The sequence below is a fragment of the Vibrio sp. Y29_XK_CS5 genome (genome assembly GCF_024181835.1).
GTDB classification, from domain to species: domain Bacteria; phylum Pseudomonadota; class Gammaproteobacteria; order Enterobacterales; family Vibrionaceae; genus Vibrio; species Vibrio harveyi.
Genome location: NZ_JAMZAM010000001.1, coordinates 1,009,916 through 1,026,271 on the forward strand (window position 1 = coordinate 1,009,916; position 16,356 = coordinate 1,026,271).

17 protein-coding genes are annotated in these 16,356 nt (G+C 45.0%); 7 read left to right on the forward strand and 10 right to left on the reverse strand.

The annotated features are described in order from the left end of the window. Window positions 1-86: 86 nt before the first annotated feature. The gene (gene viaA, locus NL647_RS04555; protein WP_005443815.1) at window positions 87-1,541 is read right to left on the reverse strand and encodes an ATPase RavA stimulator ViaA; all 1,455 of its coding nucleotides are present in this window, start codon (window positions 1,539-1,541) and stop codon (window positions 87-89) included. A gap of 9 nt (window positions 1,542-1,550) precedes the next feature. Then, complete coding sequence (locus NL647_RS04560) at window positions 1,551-3,212, reverse strand: ATPase RavA domain-containing protein (protein ID WP_009696114.1); 1,662 nt, start codon at window positions 3,210-3,212, stop codon at window positions 1,551-1,553. A 271-nt stretch (window positions 3,213-3,483) separates the two neighbouring features. Between NL647_RS04560 and NL647_RS04565 the strand changes: the two genes are divergently transcribed. The 5 genes from NL647_RS04565 (at window position 3,484) to NL647_RS04585 (ending at window position 8,325) form a co-directional block, all read left to right on the forward strand. Next, entirely contained in the window at window positions 3,484-3,999 is a 516-nt protein-coding gene (locus NL647_RS04565; protein WP_009705326.1) for an NUDIX hydrolase, read from the forward strand. 24 nt (window positions 4,000-4,023) lie between these two features. Next, window positions 4,024-5,028 carry a low-specificity L-threonine aldolase gene (gene ltaE, locus NL647_RS04570; RefSeq protein WP_253649709.1) on the forward strand — a complete coding sequence of 335 codons (1,005 nt, stop codon included), beginning with the start codon at window positions 4,024-4,026 and terminating at the stop codon, window positions 5,026-5,028. Window positions 5,029-5,106: 78 nt separating this feature from the next. After that, entirely contained in the window at window positions 5,107-5,433 is a 327-nt protein-coding gene (locus tag NL647_RS04575; RefSeq protein ID WP_017190809.1) for a cytochrome c, read from the forward strand. Between the two features lie 218 nt (window positions 5,434-5,651). Further along, window positions 5,652-7,184, forward strand: a complete 1,533-nt coding sequence (gene yfcC / locus NL647_RS04580) for a putative basic amino acid antiporter YfcC (RefSeq protein ID WP_080992052.1) — start codon at window positions 5,652-5,654, stop codon at window positions 7,182-7,184. A 145-nt stretch (window positions 7,185-7,329) separates the two neighbouring features. Continuing rightward, window positions 7,330-8,325 (forward strand): succinylglutamate desuccinylase/aspartoacylase family protein, encoded by a 996-nt coding sequence (locus NL647_RS04585; RefSeq protein WP_253649710.1) that lies wholly within the window; start codon window positions 7,330-7,332, stop codon window positions 8,323-8,325. 112 nt (window positions 8,326-8,437) lie between these two features. Here NL647_RS04585 and NL647_RS04590 read toward each other — a convergent pair whose 3' ends face one another. Then, a complete protein-coding gene (locus NL647_RS04590; protein WP_253649711.1) occupies window positions 8,438-9,559 on the reverse strand; it encodes a multidrug effflux MFS transporter in 1,122 nt (373 codons plus the stop codon). Between the two features lie 128 nt (window positions 9,560-9,687). Here NL647_RS04590 and NL647_RS04595 point away from each other — a divergent pair, with 128 nt between their 5' ends. Further along, the gene (locus NL647_RS04595) at window positions 9,688-10,467 is read left to right on the forward strand and encodes a helix-turn-helix domain-containing protein (protein ID WP_253649712.1); all 780 of its coding nucleotides are present in this window, start codon (window positions 9,688-9,690) and stop codon (window positions 10,465-10,467) included. Window positions 10,468-10,484: 17 nt separating this feature from the next. Here the strand turns inward: NL647_RS04595 and NL647_RS04600 are convergent, their stop codons facing one another. The 7 genes from NL647_RS04600 to NL647_RS04630 form a co-directional block, all read right to left on the reverse strand. Next, window positions 10,485-11,006, reverse strand: coding sequence for a lipocalin family protein (locus NL647_RS04600; protein WP_253649713.1), 522 nt, complete (start codon window positions 11,004-11,006; stop codon window positions 10,485-10,487). Between the two features lie 56 nt (window positions 11,007-11,062). After that, a complete protein-coding gene (locus tag NL647_RS04605) occupies window positions 11,063-11,590 on the reverse strand; it encodes a histidine phosphatase family protein (protein ID WP_253649714.1) in 528 nt (175 codons plus the stop codon). 27 nt (window positions 11,591-11,617) lie between these two features. Next, window positions 11,618-12,046 carry a hypothetical protein gene (locus NL647_RS04610; protein ID WP_253649715.1) on the reverse strand — a complete coding sequence of 143 codons (429 nt, stop codon included), beginning with the start codon at window positions 12,044-12,046 and terminating at the stop codon, window positions 11,618-11,620. Further along, window positions 12,033-12,686 (reverse strand): amino-acid racemase, encoded by a 654-nt coding sequence (locus NL647_RS04615; protein ID WP_367618285.1) that lies wholly within the window; start codon window positions 12,684-12,686, stop codon window positions 12,033-12,035. The genes NL647_RS04610 and NL647_RS04615 overlap by 14 nt, the downstream gene beginning before the upstream one ends. A 70-nt stretch (window positions 12,687-12,756) precedes the next feature. Further along, complete coding sequence (locus NL647_RS04620) at window positions 12,757-13,002, reverse strand: hypothetical protein (protein WP_253649717.1); 246 nt, start codon at window positions 13,000-13,002, stop codon at window positions 12,757-12,759. A 170-nt stretch (window positions 13,003-13,172) separates the two neighbouring features. After that, window positions 13,173-13,715: an adenylate kinase gene (locus tag NL647_RS04625; protein WP_253649718.1), complete on the reverse strand. Its 543-nt coding sequence runs from the start codon at window positions 13,713-13,715 to the stop codon at window positions 13,173-13,175. A 190-nt stretch (window positions 13,716-13,905) separates the two neighbouring features. Beyond that, entirely contained in the window at window positions 13,906-15,591 is a 1,686-nt protein-coding gene (locus tag NL647_RS04630; RefSeq protein WP_253649719.1) for an immunoglobulin-like domain-containing protein, read from the reverse strand. A gap of 375 nt (window positions 15,592-15,966) precedes the next feature. Here NL647_RS04630 and NL647_RS04635 point away from each other — a divergent pair, with 375 nt between their 5' ends. After that, window positions 15,967-16,347, forward strand: a complete 381-nt coding sequence (locus NL647_RS04635; RefSeq protein ID WP_009699049.1) for a cystatin domain-containing protein — start codon at window positions 15,967-15,969, stop codon at window positions 16,345-16,347. Window positions 16,348-16,356 lie beyond the last annotated feature (9 nt).

Below are 16,356 nucleotides of genomic sequence, written 5' to 3' on the forward strand. Positions count from 1 at the left end.
TTACTCACTTTGGTTAAGACAAATCAAAACAGATAGACAAAAGAAAAGCGGCAATCAGTGCCGCTTTTCTATCTTAACTCTCGTGGTTAACCGTTGGCAACGCGTTTAAACAAGCGTCCTACTACGTTTGGATGGTAAGACCAAGTGTGGTCAAACATCGACATTAACGCTGGGTTGCCGTACTTCGACAAGCTAATGGCATGGAATCGGTTCTTCTTCGCTTTTAACGCGTCGACTTTTGCAAGCAATTCATCTTGCTGTTTTGGCGCAATGAAGTCTGAAATAACAACCATGTCGGCGTTTTTGTATTTGTCGCTGTTCATCAAATCGATGGATTTAATCAACGTTGGCTCCAAATCCGTACCACCATGGAAGCTGTAAGTTAAAAAGTCGGCAGCTTCACGTAAGCCATCCTGACGCGTTAACTCGTAAGTAATGTGCTCCGTGGAGAAGATGATCACGTAGCAATCTCGTTGTTCAGCGAGAGCGATTTGCATCAGTGCATAAGCCATAGCTTTAGCACATTGCTCTGGGAAGCCACTCATCGAGCCTGATGCATCAACACAAACGATAAACGGTCCTTTTTCAACGTCCACTGCTTTATGATCGGGTTTGTGCGCCTTCACTTTACGCAGTGTGCGAGACTTACCTTGCGTGCGGTAGTTCATCAAACGTTTATCTACCAAATGCTTATAGAACACAACTTCCAGCTCTGGGTACGCCAAAAACATGGTTTCGTTAGGTAGCAGTTTGTTGAGGTCGTCACTTTCATGAATACCGACGATATCGTCTGTCGCTTCGTCACTCTTTTCCTCAACCATTTGCAGCTCTTCTGCTGGTGCGCGGTTGAGGTCAGGATCATTCACTTGTCCCGCCATGCGACCAAGCTGTTCTGCAATTTCTTGTAAGCCTTTGTGCTTTTTAAGGAACTCTGCGTGGCGCTTCATCACGGTTAGGTCAGTTTTACTCAACTTAGCTGACGCCATATCCCATAAGCGCCCTACGCTTTCTTCGTCCCCAGACTCCGTCACTTTATCCATGTTACGCATGGTTTCCATACGTTGATAAAGATCGTTGAGGACTTTTTCTTTGTTCTCTTCAAGCTCAGAGACTTGCGCTTGTTTGATTGCTTCAGCAAGGCTTTGATACCACTGGTCACAAAAGTAATGAGGGAACATCGGGTTATTCACGCCCTTGTTCTTCTCCATCATGCGACGCGCTTGCATGTAAAACGCTGAGTGCCACTCAAGCTTCTTGATCACGTCATCAATGCGCTCAAAGAACTCGTTCTCATCCCAATAAATCACTTCTTGGTAGAGCGCGAGTTCCTGTTGAAAACGCTCTGTCTCACAGACTTTCGTCATGCGCTTTTTCACGTTGCCACGCCATTTAAGCAGATGGTTTTTCACTGAGGATTTCATACCTCGGTTTTCTGCCATCATCATGACTTGTGAACGCGCCATTAAATCGTTAACCGCACTGTCAATGATGCCTGAATCCGCCACCATGAGCGCTAAGTTGAGTCCGTCTGCACCTAACATGTCGTCTCCTTAAGAGAAAAACTGATGTAAGTTTTTGAAGCGTTGAATGATCTTCTCGCTTTCACCTTGAATAGACTCAAGTCTCTGGCTCACCTGTTGCAGACTCGACTCCATTAGACGTGGTAACTCTGGATCCACGAAACTGTGTGGTAATGCGCCATGGAAGTTGGCTTTAACCTTACGCATATGATGTTCAGCTTCACTCAATTGGCTGACTGCTTTTTCGCTTTCTGCCAACCATTTTTGGTAAAGCTCAACGTCTAAACCTTGTTGGGTAACCAAGCTCACCAACACGCCGCGGTTGGCAATGTCACGGATCACTAGGTTGTTGGCAGCATCGACATCAAAACGCAGACGACACATATTGGTGTTTTGGTTCACGTAACCATACACATCGCCATGACCTTCTTTAATCACTCGGTCAAGCTCGTCTTTTGGCACGTATACCCAGCGGCTATCGCCCTTCTCTGATTCAGAAACCGACATGTTGCTTTGCAGAATAACCAACTTAACCAGATTCACCGCCGCGCCTACTTTGTAAGTTTTCGCTTTGGATGTATCGAAGCTCATGGTTTCTTTGCGAAGCAGACCTGTTGCCGCTTCTGCGTTTAGCGTCATACGGTATTTGTCTTCAAGCTCATGCTGTACATCAACCAAAGATTCACGACAGTATTCGATTTCTTGTTCAGCTTCTTGCTGGTCAAAGGCATGTTTAAGAGCGAACTCTTGAATCACACCGCGAACGACATCGCGTGACTCAGGGCTGTTCCATAAACAATCTTGAAGTAGCAGAAGATCAAGTGGATTGATCTCGTCACGCCCATTGAAGAACGCACTTGCTTTAAGCAGTTTCACCGCTTTCTTCCACCGGCGGTCAGACACGTACATGTCCGTTAATGATGCGTCGCCAAACTCAGACTCAACTTTGGTTTCCAACATGGTTTTTAGTTGGAATAGCTTTTCGAATGCGTTGTCGGTTAGAGTGAGTTTGTCGAGCTGTTGCTGCCAGCGGTGGTATTCTTCGTCTGTGATCGCCAAGCCCTCTGGAACTTGCGCTTCTTGAGACGTACCCACTGTCAGCATGGATTTGAAGTTTTGTTTGTCCTGAATGCGGTTTACAAACACGCGCACCAACATACGGTCGTAAAGTGCGTCTAAGCCGCTGTCTTCATCTGGCAGCTCGTTTGATGCAGAAACCAAAAGGCGCATCGGTACACGTTCGATATCGCTGCCGTTTTTAAATGTCTTTTCGTTCACAACGGTCAATAGCGTGTTCAGAATCGCAGGACCCGCTTTCCAGATCTCATCAAGGAAAACCACTTGCGCCGTTGGTAAGTAGCCTTGAGTAAGACGGACATAACGACCGTTGTCTTTTAGCTCTTGAATGCTCAATGGACCAAACACTTCTTCAGGTGTTGAGAAGCGCGTCATGAGGTATTCAAAATAACTGCTATTATCAAAAGCTTGGATAAGTCGTTTTGCGATTAGGCTTTTTGCGATCCCTGGAGGACCAAGAAGGAAGACGCTTTCGCCGGCAAGAGCGGCAAGAAGACAAAGTTTGATGGTGTGTTCGCGTTCGTAAACGCCATCAGTTAACGCTTTCGCTAGCTTGTTGATACGCTCTGAAAGAAGCGCCTTTTCTGCATTAGATGCGAAAGATGGTTGAATCATAGAAGCTCCGGCTGTTGAACTGAGGCTGTATATATAATTTTATACATTTGTTATCACTTTGTTACAAGTGTATTTTTTAGTGAACCTCGTTTATACCAGATGCTCTTCGCGCGCGTGCGCGAGCAACCATAGTTTTCATTTATGAGACATAACTCACTGAATGTGCTGGTTTCGCAAGAGTATGAAACCATTTTCTTCTTTTGTTTCCGGTGGTTTGTGGTTAATGTGCAAAACACGTCAATGCACGGTTACAGCTAGGATCCACAACTGCATGAGCAATACAATTCATAAATGGAAGCAGATTTCTCTAGTCGAAGAGGAAGTTAAACTACCAACTGGTCGGATGATCACACATACCACTATCCAACACCCCGGTGCTGCCGTTATCTTACCTATTACTTCAGATGGCAACATCGTTCTTGTTAATCAATTCCGTCCCTCTCTTAACAAATGGCTGCTTGAATTGCCTGCTGGTACACGTGAAGGCGATGAAGATCCTTTGCACTGTGCTCAAAGAGAGCTGGAAGAAGAAACAGGATACAGCGCCGAAAAGTTCACATCGCTTGGTCAAGTTACCCCTCTTGCTGGTTTCTGTGATGAAATCCAGTACTTGTTTGTTGCCGAACAACTGAACAAAACCAATCGATACGAGTGTGACGACGACGAAGTCATTGAAGTAGTGACATTGTCACGAGACGAACTCGAACAACAAATTATTCAAGGCATTATTACGGATGCCAAAACTATCGCTTGCCTAAGCAAAGCTCGTCTTTGCGGTTATATTTAGGTCTTTTCGACCGAGGAGAGAATTATGGACTTTCGATCAGATACCGTTACGCAACCTACCCAAGCAATGCGTGAAGCAATGTTTACCGCTCCTGTCGGCGATGATGTGTACGGTGATGACCCAACCGTTAACGAGTTAGAGCAATTTGCTGCCGAGCTTGCGGGCTTTGAAGCGGCAATGTTCACGACCTCTGGTACACAAGCAAACTTACTTGGCTTAATGGCACACTGTGAGCGCGGTGACGAATACCTATGTGGTCAGCAAGCGCATAACTACAAGTACGAAGCTGGCGGCGCTGCGGTACTGGGTTCTATTCAACCTCAACCGATTGAGAACAACCCAGACGGTACTTTGCCATTCGATAAGCTAGAAGCTGCTATCAAGCCAGATGACGCGCACTTTGCACGTACTCGCCTACTTAGCTTAGAAAACACCATCAACGGTAAAGTGATTCCTCTTTCTTACCTTGCAGAGGCTCGTGAGTTCGTAAACAAACATAACTTGCAGATGCACCTAGATGGCGCTCGCGTATTTAACGCAGCTGTCGCGCTTGATGTTCCTGTGAAAGAGATTGGTCAGTACTTTGATTCAATGACTATTTGTCTGTCGAAAGGATTGGCTGCCCCTGTTGGTTCGCTACTGCTTGGTAGCAAAGAGTACATCGCAAAAGCACGCCGCCTAAGAAAAATGGTCGGCGGTGGTATGCGCCAAGCGGGTATTCTTGCCGCAGCCGGTAAACTAGCCCTTACCGAGCAAGTAGAACAGCTAAAACAAGACCACATCAACGCAAAAACCTTGGCGGAAGGTTTGGCGGAATTGCTTGGTTTCTCTGTTAATCCAGAGTTTGTTCAAACCAACATCGTCTTTGCCAAGCTTGATCCACAAGTGGATATTGCTGGTATCGCAGAAAAGATGAAGGAGCAAGGCATCACGATTACGCCAGGAAACCCAATCCGCTTCGTGACGCACAAAGATATTTCGGCACAAGACGTCGATACCTTCCTATCTAGCCTTAAATCTCTGCTTTAACTTGATTTTGATCATTGAGCTTCCCCTAAGGGGAAGCTTTATTCTATGCGCTTTCAAGAACTACAATGAGTGCATTTCATGCTTAGATACGTGCTTCTAACGTCTCTTCTTCTCTCTTCCTCTGTTGTGGCGAAACCTTTTGGTGACGTTGATAAAGGCAAACTTAAATCGCCAAGCTGTGTTTACTGTCATGGTTCGAACGGCATGACGACAAACGACGCTTACCCTAACCTAGCCGGTCAGAATGCTCAGTACCTGTATGATTCTATGAAAGCCTATCAAGATGGGCTTCGCTTAGGTCCTTTGGCAGAAATGATGGCAGCCCAATTACGCATGCTAAATGATGAAGATTTGCGCGATGTTGCCGCGTTTTATTCAGAACAAACTCCTCATGCAGAAAAGTGAATAATTATGGGACTTGTGAATCGCCACAAGTCCTAACTCCGTTTTCATTCGCACAACATCTAACCAAAACAATTAACCATTAAATCATTGATAAGCAAATCAACCCTCTTTAGATCAAATTATTGATGAATTTATAGTTCATCAACTCAGTTAATATTGACTTTTTATTCTATTTTATCGATATTTCATGCTTTCTATAATTCGACGTGAAATAGGTTATGTCTCACACACACGCTCAGCCATCGGAATCGGCGGCAACCCCAAAATCATGGCAGATGCCTGATACCCTCATTTTGATCTTCATTGTTGGTATTCTTGCTGCGATTCTTACCTACTTAATTCCTGCTGGTCATTTCGATAGCCAACAGGTGACCTACATGGTCGACGGTGCAGAAAAAACTCGTACTGTTATCGATCCATCTTCTTTCTCTTATGCAACCGACGAAAACGGTGAATTGGTTTACAACAAGGTTGGACTGTTCGCTTCAGGCGGTGGTATTGGTCTAATGAACTTCCCATTCGAAGGTCTGGTTTCAGGCTCTAAATGGGGCAGCGCGATTGGCGTTATCATGTTCATGTTGGTTATCGGTGGTGCATTTGGTGTGGTAATGCGCACAGGCACAATCGATAACGGTATCCTTCGCCTTATCGATAAGACCAAAGGTAACGAAGCGCTATTCATTCCAGTTCTGTTCTTGCTGTTCTCTTTGGGCGGCGCAGTATTTGGTATGGGTGAAGAAGCCGTTGCATTTGCGATTATTATCGCGCCACTAATGGTTCGCCTTGGCTACGATGGTATTACTACAGTAATGGTGACCTATGTTGCGACTCAGATTGGTTTTGCAACGTCTTGGATGAACCCATTCTCGGTAGCGATCGCGCAAGGTATTGCTGGTATTCCGGTTCTGTCTGGTATGACTGTACGTATGGGGCTTTGGGCTGCATTTACCGCGATTGGTATTGCTTTCACTATGATTTACGCATCGCGTATCAAAGCAAACCCTGAGCTTTCTTACAGCCGTCGTACTGACAAATACTTCCGTCAGCAAGAGCTAGGTGATCACGATTCTCGTTGGAACCTAGGTGACACCCTAGTAATCCTTACGGTTATCGCAACTACAGTATGGGTTGTTTGGGGCGTAGTGGCTAACGCATGGTACATTCCAGAAATCGCGTCTCAATTCTTCACAATGGGCTTTGTCGTTGCGATCATCGGTACGATCTTCCGTCTAAACGGCATGACGCTAAACTGCGCGGCTGACGCATTTAAAGAAGGTGCAGCAATCATGCTTGCTCCTGCTCTATTGGTTGGTTGTGCGAAAGGTGTATTGCTTATCCTAGGTGGCGGTACTACTGATGAAGCGAGCGTACTGAACTCGATCCTGAATAGCGCTGGTGGCGTGATCAGCGGTCTTCCTGACGTTGCCGCGGCTTGGTTGATGTATGTTTTCCAATCTATCTTCAACTTCTTCGTGACTTCAGGTTCTGGTCAAGCAGCGCTGACGATGCCTCTATTGTCTCCTCTTGCAGACATCGCTGGCGTTACACGCCAGGTAGCCGTTCTAGCATTCCAACTTGGTGACGGTTTCACTAACGTTATCGTTCCAACTTCAGCGTCTCTAATGGCAACACTGGGTGTATGTCGTATCGACTGGGGTGACTGGGCGAAATTCTGCTGGCGCTTTATGCTATTACTCTTTACCCTATCGAGCATTGTCGTCGTCGCAGCTCACGTGATGGGTTTTGCGTAAACCGATTACCAATATCCCCAAGCAACTTAAACGCGAAAGCGGAGTTTGGGTATAAAGAATAAGGCGAGACAAGTTCTCGCCTTTTTTAATTCAAGCCGTATGGCAAACAAGCATCGAAGTAAGATGTTTTGGAGTGACAACTTTAATGGCAACACAATTTCTGGATGACGTAATTCAAGGTCATCAAGTCATTCAATCTCTTGACGTAACAGACTTGCCTGCAGGCGAGCATAAGTTTTGGTTCCGTATTGCAACCAACGCCCTCTCTCAATGGCAACACTTGCCTGTGTTGGTTTTCAAAGGCGAAAAACCGGGTAAGAAAATCATGATCACAGCAGGTGTTCATGGTGACGAATACAACGGTGTTTTAGCGGCGCAAAAGACCGCTCGTGAACTGATTGGTAAAGACATCGCAGGTACTGTAACTGTCGTTCCGACCATCAACCTGACGGGTATGCTGAACCACAGCCGTGACTTCTTCTCTGCTGATCCAGATGCATCTCCTGCAAACTTAAACCGTTTCTTCCCTGGCGATGCAAACGGCAACGAAGCAAACCGCTTCCTGTTTGCTTTATGGAATAACCTTTTAAAGCCAAACGCAGAGCTGGCGATTGATTTGCACACTCAAACCACTGGTGCTGCTTACCCACTGTACGTGTTTGCCGATTTCCGTATTGAGCAATCTCTGGAAATGGCTCGCCTCATTAACCCAGATGCGATTCTTAACGATCCGGGTGACGCAGGTGTACTTGAAACCGTCTGGAACAACAGCGGCATTCCAAGCATCACCATCGAGGTGGGCATGGGTCGTTACACAGAACAAGAGCTGATCGACCGTACCGTGACAGGCATCTTCAATATCCTTGCTCGCCATGACGTAGTAACTGGTGAAGTTGCAGAGATCACGCCTTGCCAAGAAGGCAAAGACATCATCAGCATTCGCGCTGAATTAGGTGGTTTTGTACTACCACAAGTGAAGATGATGGATAAGGTAGAACAAGGTCAATTGGTTGCAATTCAATACGACAGCTTTGGTGATGAGATTCAGCGTTATACAGCCCCGACAGAAGGCACGGTACTGAGCCACAACATTGAATCGATCCGAGCACCAGGCGCTTTGGTTGTTCGACTGATTAAGTAATACCTTTGAATTTAATAGTTCGTAATTTCAGACTGTTAAACTCAAAACAATAACAAAAAAGCCCTGCATAACTTGCAGGGCTTTTCTTTGTTGGTCTCTTCAACAGTTTCAGCTAAGCTTTGCGTGACAATGTCACCAATAAAACCAAAGCTGCACACGACATAAGTACAAATCCAAGGTTTTGAATCATTCCAGCTAAACCTAGACCCGAACCAATCATCAAGTAGTACATTAATCCTAGTAATGCTCCTGCACTGCCCGCTTGTTGCTTGTAATCAACTAAAGCGGTGCTCAGAACATTTGGAATCGCGACACCAAATGCCATCACAATGAACAACATTGGGGCCAAGAACCAAATCGATGTTTGCAGCATAAACACACCGAAGCCTCCGATGATCAAAAATGCTGATGCAATCCAAAGCAAATGCGTTTGTGAGCGACCTTTTGCTAACAATGACTTGTTCATCAAACTGCCGATTAAGGTACCAACGCCTAATATCACACCGCTGTATCCGAACTGTTCAGAACTCAGTCCGAGCTGCTCAAAAGTGAATGCGCCTAATTGGTAGTATGCGAATAAAGCAATGTTGTAGAGCGCAACCAACAACGCAGATTGCCAGATTTGAGCATCTTTCAACATTCGTCCAAGTAATGAGCCTATATTTAGCGGCTGCTTTTGAGTTTGTGTTTCAGGTAGATTAACCGCGTTGTAGCACAGCAAAACAAGCGCCAAAATAAACAACATAAAGAACACAACCTGATAGCCACCGAGTGCTGTTAACTGACCACCGAGCAACATGCCAATCACTGGGCTAATGGAAATACCCATGCCCATAACGCTAAATACTTTGCTTAGCTCATCGCCTGAAAAGCTGTCTCTTAGCATGGTTTGTGTCACGACCGACCCAACCGCAATACCGAAAGCACTGAACGCGCGAGCCATCATCATCACGTCAAAGCTTTCTGTTTGCATAGCGACCAAAGCAGATACGCCGTAAACCAGCAACCCTGCCAGCATGGTCGGGCGTCTGCCCCACTTATCTGCCAAGATTCCCCAAACCACCACGCCAATAGCAAATGCAGAAAAATAGATAGATAGGGTTTGCGCCGCTTGCGAATACGTTACAGCAAATGACTGAGCAATGTTGCCAAGTGCTGGGCTGTAAATGGTCTCCACAATTTGCGGAAACATCAGCATCACCACCATCAATCCAATAGAAGGTTTCGTTTTCATTTTTACCTCTCTGTCCCACTCCTACAGATATTTAAGTGGGTAACGAACTTAACTTGGCGTGCAGTATAGAAGGCGTTATGCTTTACCTATTAACAACATTAAAACCATAAACATCAAGATTCGGACAAATGGCAATTATTGAAGATAATACTCGATTTGATGCGGACGCAATTGCCGCGAGCGTGGTTGGCATCGCAGCGGATGTCGGCAAACATGATTCCGGTATGCACGAGCACAAGAAAGGACAATTGCTTTATGCGCCACAAGGCTGCATGACGTTCGCACTCGATAACTCTATTTGCACCTTACCACCAACCAAAGCGGTGTGGATTCCGCCGCATACTTCTCACAGAGCTGTCATGACCAACGTTGTGGCTTACCGTTCACTCTATTTCGATTGCAGTAAATACACCTGCCCTGATGAGATAGTGATGATTGAGGTGAACGATCTTTTAAAAGCACTGATCGACAAAATTGCGTTATGGGAGTGGGATATTGAAGAAACGAAAACACAAGCAACGAGCGCTTTGTTTTGGGAAGAGTTTTACCAAGCGAAGCAGTTTGAGTTCTCTTTACCCTTGCCTTCTGATAGGCGTTTAACAGGGTTTCGCAAGGCAATGACCAAGGGTGATTTTATAGCTCCTGAGTTAAACCAACTGTCACAAACCGTTGGCGCGAGCAGCAAAACTATCACTCGCCTATTTAAGGCTGAGACTGGCATGTCTTATCAAGATTGGCGTCAACAATGGCGGCTACTTAAGGCTATTGAGCTCTTATGTGAAGAAAGACAAGTCAGTGATGTTGCCCATTGTTTGGAGTTCTCATCAGATAGCGCATTTATTGCGTTCTTTAAGAAACAAACCGGACAGACACCACTGAGTTTTATGAAGCACAGATCGTTGTTATAAGGCGATCATTTCGCGCGTTATTTGGTTTGGTCTACGAGAATTAGCTCGTCCAACGCAAAGCCTTTATCTTTTGCTACTTGTTTGAAACGCTCGACCGTTGCTTTATCGACAGTTGGTGTGCGTGACAGTAGCCATAGGTAGTCGTGATTGAAACCAGAGATAAACGCGTAGTCGTAGTTCTCACCTAGTTCAAATACGATGTAAGACGAATAAAACGGACCGAAGAAAGACACTTTTAAATGCCCTGTGTTTTCACCATCAACGAAATACGCTTTGCCGTCAGCTTGCGTCCATTCTTTAACTTCTTCTGAATAGCCTCGGTTGATAACCGTTACGCCACCATCCTCACGTAACTCGTATTCAGCCGTCACATTCGATAAACCACGCTCAAAGGAATGATCAAGACGCGCAATTTCATACCACTTGCCTAGATATGGTTGAAGTTCAAAATTGTTGACCGGCTCCACGCCGTCCGGTTTAGACGTACAGCCAAACAACGTTGCAAGGGACAAAAGTAAAAGTGTTTTAAGAGATTTCATACAGCAACCTGAAATTAAGTTAGTGACTGATTTTACTATAGAAGGTAAAAAATCGATCAGAAGTTAATGTATCGAAATTCTCCACAGGACAGTCCTACCTCTTGGAAACCTTGTAGTGCTTCAAACACATTAAAGTGGCTCACGACAACAACCTTTCGATATTGGCGGTAACGATCCAGCACCAACTCAGCCCGTGCTTTTAGCTCATCAACATGTTCGTAGCGACGGTCGGTCATTGGAATACCCGCTTTTAACAGCTCTCGGTATTCGAGCCAGCGTCGGTCTCTTTCATTCAATGTAATGTAGCCGCCTTCTTTGTCAGCACGCCACTCTCTCAAGTCATGCTCAACAAACAAAGGCAAATCGCGATGACGATTGAGAATTTCTGCAGTTTGAAGGGCTCTTGTGTAAGGAGAGCTGATGATGACTTCAGCATCATTGAAGGCTGGATGATTGAGTTTTTCTTGCAGCACGGGCAAGTGCTCTCGACAAAGCGGCGCATAGTCCTTCTCAAGCTGAGTCATCTGCCGCTCATCCGCTAACGTAAAATCTGGCACGCCATGCCTTACAAATACAATGTCCATATTGTGGTGCTCGTTCTTGTTAAATTGCTATTGAGAAATTGGAGTCAGTTTTAGATAGGAGTGCACTTCTCCATTTTTGTATTCAATCGCAGAGTGGATGGAAGGTTCACGGTTTCCCACAACAGAAAGTTCATAAGTGTTTTCACCTTTGTAGATCGTGATATGAAGTACGCCAGCCTCTAGTTCCCAATGCCCTTTGATATGAAGACGTCCAAACAAGGTGTATTCATCGAGTGAACCATCCGCATATAAGTGCACCTCTGTGATGTAGCCACCTGTGCAACTCTTGATCCAGCAACGATCGCTGACTTCTTCGAAGCGTACTTCTCTTTTGCTTGTCTTCCATTTTGAGAAACGTTCGGACTCAGCAAAAGACGCTTCGATATCGGAATTTTCTTTTATGGGCGCCCCTTCAAGCTCGCGCAAGCAAAGCTGAATCCAACTAGTTATTTGCATGGAATGCCCTTAAGGTTTCAATTGCCCTTTTTACGCCTAAACGTGGGCTGCTTAATACTGGAATATCGACATCAACTAATGATGCAGCACCTGACATCGAAGCTTGTGCCAATACGATTACGTCATAATCACGAGCCTTTTGCTCTATTACCGCTTTGATCTTGTCGTAATAACCTTGGTTATCTTGGTCGAGAAAACGCTCCCAAGCACCTTCAACCACAAACGTATCTAACTGACGGATACAATTGCCCTCACTTGTCTCAAGTAACGCCAAGCTAGGTTCAATGGTTGTCGATAATGCCGCGAGTAACAACACTCGATCATGAGTTACAGCTTGGTCACCCATCGCGCGGTCGATACGCTGAACGTTAACGCCCTGCTCCGTAAGCGATTCAGCAAAGCGACCAATTGAAGAACAGGTGCAAACCACCAAGTTTGCTTGCTCAGAAAGCTCGCGTACTTTGTCTTGTACTGATTGCCTCACCTTAGACTCATCCACTCCAGCAACCAAACGTTCCAACAAGTCAGCATCGGCAAAGTGTGCGACTTTTAAATCAGGTGCGAGCTCTGTCATGAGTTCGGAGAAAGGTGAAATGTGTACGGGTGAAGTATGAAGAAAATATATGTCGTATGGCTTCATGCTAAGTTGTCGATTTTTATTTCAATTTCGACAACTTAGCACAAGGCGACGGGAATTAATGCGATCAAAGTTATTGTTGTGCTTCCCAAAGACCAAGAAAGTACTTGCCGTAAACCACTTCGGTTTGCATATGCATAATCAGTAGAAATGCAATCAAAGCTAATACTATACGATTGAAATAACGGCTGACCTTGGTACGGACTTTTATATCGAAGACACCGATATGAATACCAACATAGGCAAAGGGATAAACCAACAAAACAGTGAGTAACCAACCTAGGTAGCCGGATATCGCCATTTCCTCGTAACCGATCATAATACCTCCACAATGAATACGACGGGAACGTTATTAGGGTCTGTTAATCTTTCGAGCTGATTTTTGCAGCGAAAGGTCAACAGACCCTAGTATTCATCATCTAACGGAGGCGGAATGTCAGGATTTACACAGCTGCGAGCCGTTGCCAAAAAGTCACTTAAATAAGTTACTTATCTATTTATAAAATCTTGAGAACCAAGAAAATCTTGTGCCATTTTTGGCGAAGTGATGTGGATGAACTCGATAGGCGAACCTTTTAAGTCCTCTTTCAGTTTTAGATAACGCTTTCGATTCTTTCGGTAATTCTTAACCGACCACCAAATAATCGAGTCTGTACTCAAAAACGCTTTTCTAAAGCTTTCTCTATTGCCAGTTCCTTCCCAAAACTCTTCTTGAGTCCATGCCCTTTTAATAGCACGAGTTATGGAACGATAAGTGGTGATAGAACGTGAATAATCGAGCCAGATGATGGTATCGACTCTTTGCCATTTGTATGGTTGTGTTCGGCTGTAATTCCCGTCGAGTACCCAAGCGTCTTGTTGAGTTACGTCCACGACTTTATCGAAGAACGTCTCATCATCGAGTTCTTTCCAATCGGGAAGCCAGAACAACCTGTCCATTTCTATGTACGTGACACCTAATTTCATTGCGAGCTGCTTTGAAAACGTCGATTTACCGCTTGCACTGCTGCCTACTACATTGATCCTTTTCATTAAATCCTCCTAGGTGACCGTACCGAATTGACAAAGAGCGACGCATTCCAACTATAGGTAAGTGTGGAAAATGCGGAGGCGGGATACTAATGATTACGCTCTAAAGTTCTAGCTTTGATTCAATGAGATGTGAAGTCACGCGCATAAAAAAGCCTCCAATTAAGGAGGCTTGCAATGATTCATGAGCTAATTACAACTTATCCCATGCGTCTGACCAATAAACGGTTTCACCAGGCGCATAAGAAGGGTTTGAACACCACCCAGTGTATGGCCACGGTTTACATTGATACAAGTTGCCATCTGAACCTGTGACAATGTCACCTGCTTCATACGCTTTTCCAGATTCATACGGAGGGTAACTGCTGCCATCAGAAACAATCACAGAGCGTTGAGCTGTCGTAGTTTGATTAGCACTGTCCGTTACGCGGTAAACCAAGTTGTAGACGCCTAGAACGTTCACATCTACACGGCCCTCTACACGAACTTGATCAGTCAAATCACCCTCTTCTGCATCCGTGGCTTTTACACCTGCCATTGGGTCAAATGCATCACCAAGCTGGATAGTTGTATCCGCGACACCTTCAAACTCAGGCACAAGACTGTAAACAACAACCGTTCTGCTTTGCTTGGTTTCATTGTTGTCGCTGTCTTTTACACTGTAAACCAAAACATAAGTGCCAACGGTGTTCACATCAACTGAACCTTCGACAGTAATGCTGTTAGTTAGGTCTCCATCTTCTTTATCAGATGCGGTAACACCTGCATACGGATCAAATGCACTACCGTGATGCACTCGAACATCGTTGATGCCGCTAAACACCGGCTCGCCTTCACTTGGCGGTGGTGGAGTCTGACCGTGGATAAACGGACCGTAATCCTTCACAAATTTTTCACCGTACGCCTGACCATTCTTGTTGGTGCCCATATCCCAGTTAACTGACCATGTCATTACGCCACGAAGTGCCTGCCCTTGCGCTTTAAGTTGGTCAAACGCGTCGTAAAGATCTTGAGGATCTTGTACAAAGCCCGTTGCTGCTGCATCAATGTTAGATGGAATACCAAGCACCAATTTGTCATGCGGAATTTTATGGAAACCACGTGTACCGTTCGATAGAGAGTCTGAAATGTAGTAAATGAACTCTTGTTTTAGCGCATCATTGTTTTGTGCAATCCAACCCACACCTTCAACCCAAATGCCATCACCACCTTGGTTGTAAAATTGAGGGTTGATCCAATCATAGTACCCTTCTAATCCAGTAATATAAGGAACGTATTTGCCACCTTCTGTTAAGTATGGAAACTCAGGCGCCATCGTAATTAGGAAGTTTTTGCCCTGCTGTTGATAGTGTTCTTTTACAAGGCGAAGTGCAGCTGGGATTACTGTTTGGTTGTCTGACGCGGTTACTGCAGATTGCTCTAAATCGATATCCAGACCATCAAAGCCGAACTTATCAGTAAGGCGGATGATCTCTTGTGCGAATGCTTGCTCATCGCCAGTTTTCAGCTCGACGTGCGCATCTGCACCACCAAGCGCAATAAGAACGGCGCGTCCTTGTTGGTTTAGTGCGCTAATTTGATCAATAAATTGTTGTTCTGAAAGACCAATATTTGGATCGAGCTTAAAGGTTGGAATGCGGCCTTCGCTGGTATTGAACACCTTCATGAAGGAGACGTTAACCACATTGTACATTGGGTCAACTTCATCCAGCGTCACACACGGCGCATTACCGCCCTTGTAACCAGCCCCATCGCACCAGTTATGCCAATAACCGACTACAACACCGCCATCTGGATTCACCATTTCATTGGCGGATGCTACGTTTGAAAGACCACTCAAACCCAATGCTACTGCTAGATATAGCGCTTTTTGCTTCATCGTGTTACCTCTCATCCATTTTGCTTCATCACAACAATCATTCAGCACTTTATATTAGTGCCTAATGAATTTTTATTGGATTATATGGCTGTATTGCGAAAACAGATACACGTGCAAAGTTATGTTTTCCAAGTCTATTTTATAATTGTGGTCTTAATTCACGACGCGAAATGAATAGGAAATTAGCGTTCGCTCTTAAGCGTGACTTACTAGCAAAATTAGGCAAAAAGTTAACCAAAATCTATTTTTTGGAGCTCGCTCGCAACGATTTAATCAGGATTTAACCCTGTTCATATAAAAAGTTTGCACAACGTAGACATTGGGCTGGAACGCCAACTTATATAATGCGGGCTTACATAAATAGAGGTTATTTTTATGAAATTAAAAACAGTGTCAGCTTGCGCAATCTTGGTTTTGCTTGTCGGATGTCAGCAAAAAACTCAAGATGAAGCGACACAGTCAACAACCTCGGCAGATGTATGTAATACACAAGGAAATATGCCAGGTGGGTGGAACGAATTCGATGCTACCCCAGACGCTCAAAAGGCAATGGCCTTTGTCCTAAACAAAATGGAAACTCTCGCTTCGTTTAAACAGATCTTGTCCGTTCATGCACAAATTGTGAGTGGTGTGAACTACGCGATAGAGTTTGAATTGAATGACGGATCAGTTTGGAACACGGTTGTTTATCGCAACCTTGATGGTGAATATGCGATTACGCAATCACCGAAAGAAGGTCGCTTCTGCGAACAATAAATGCTTCGA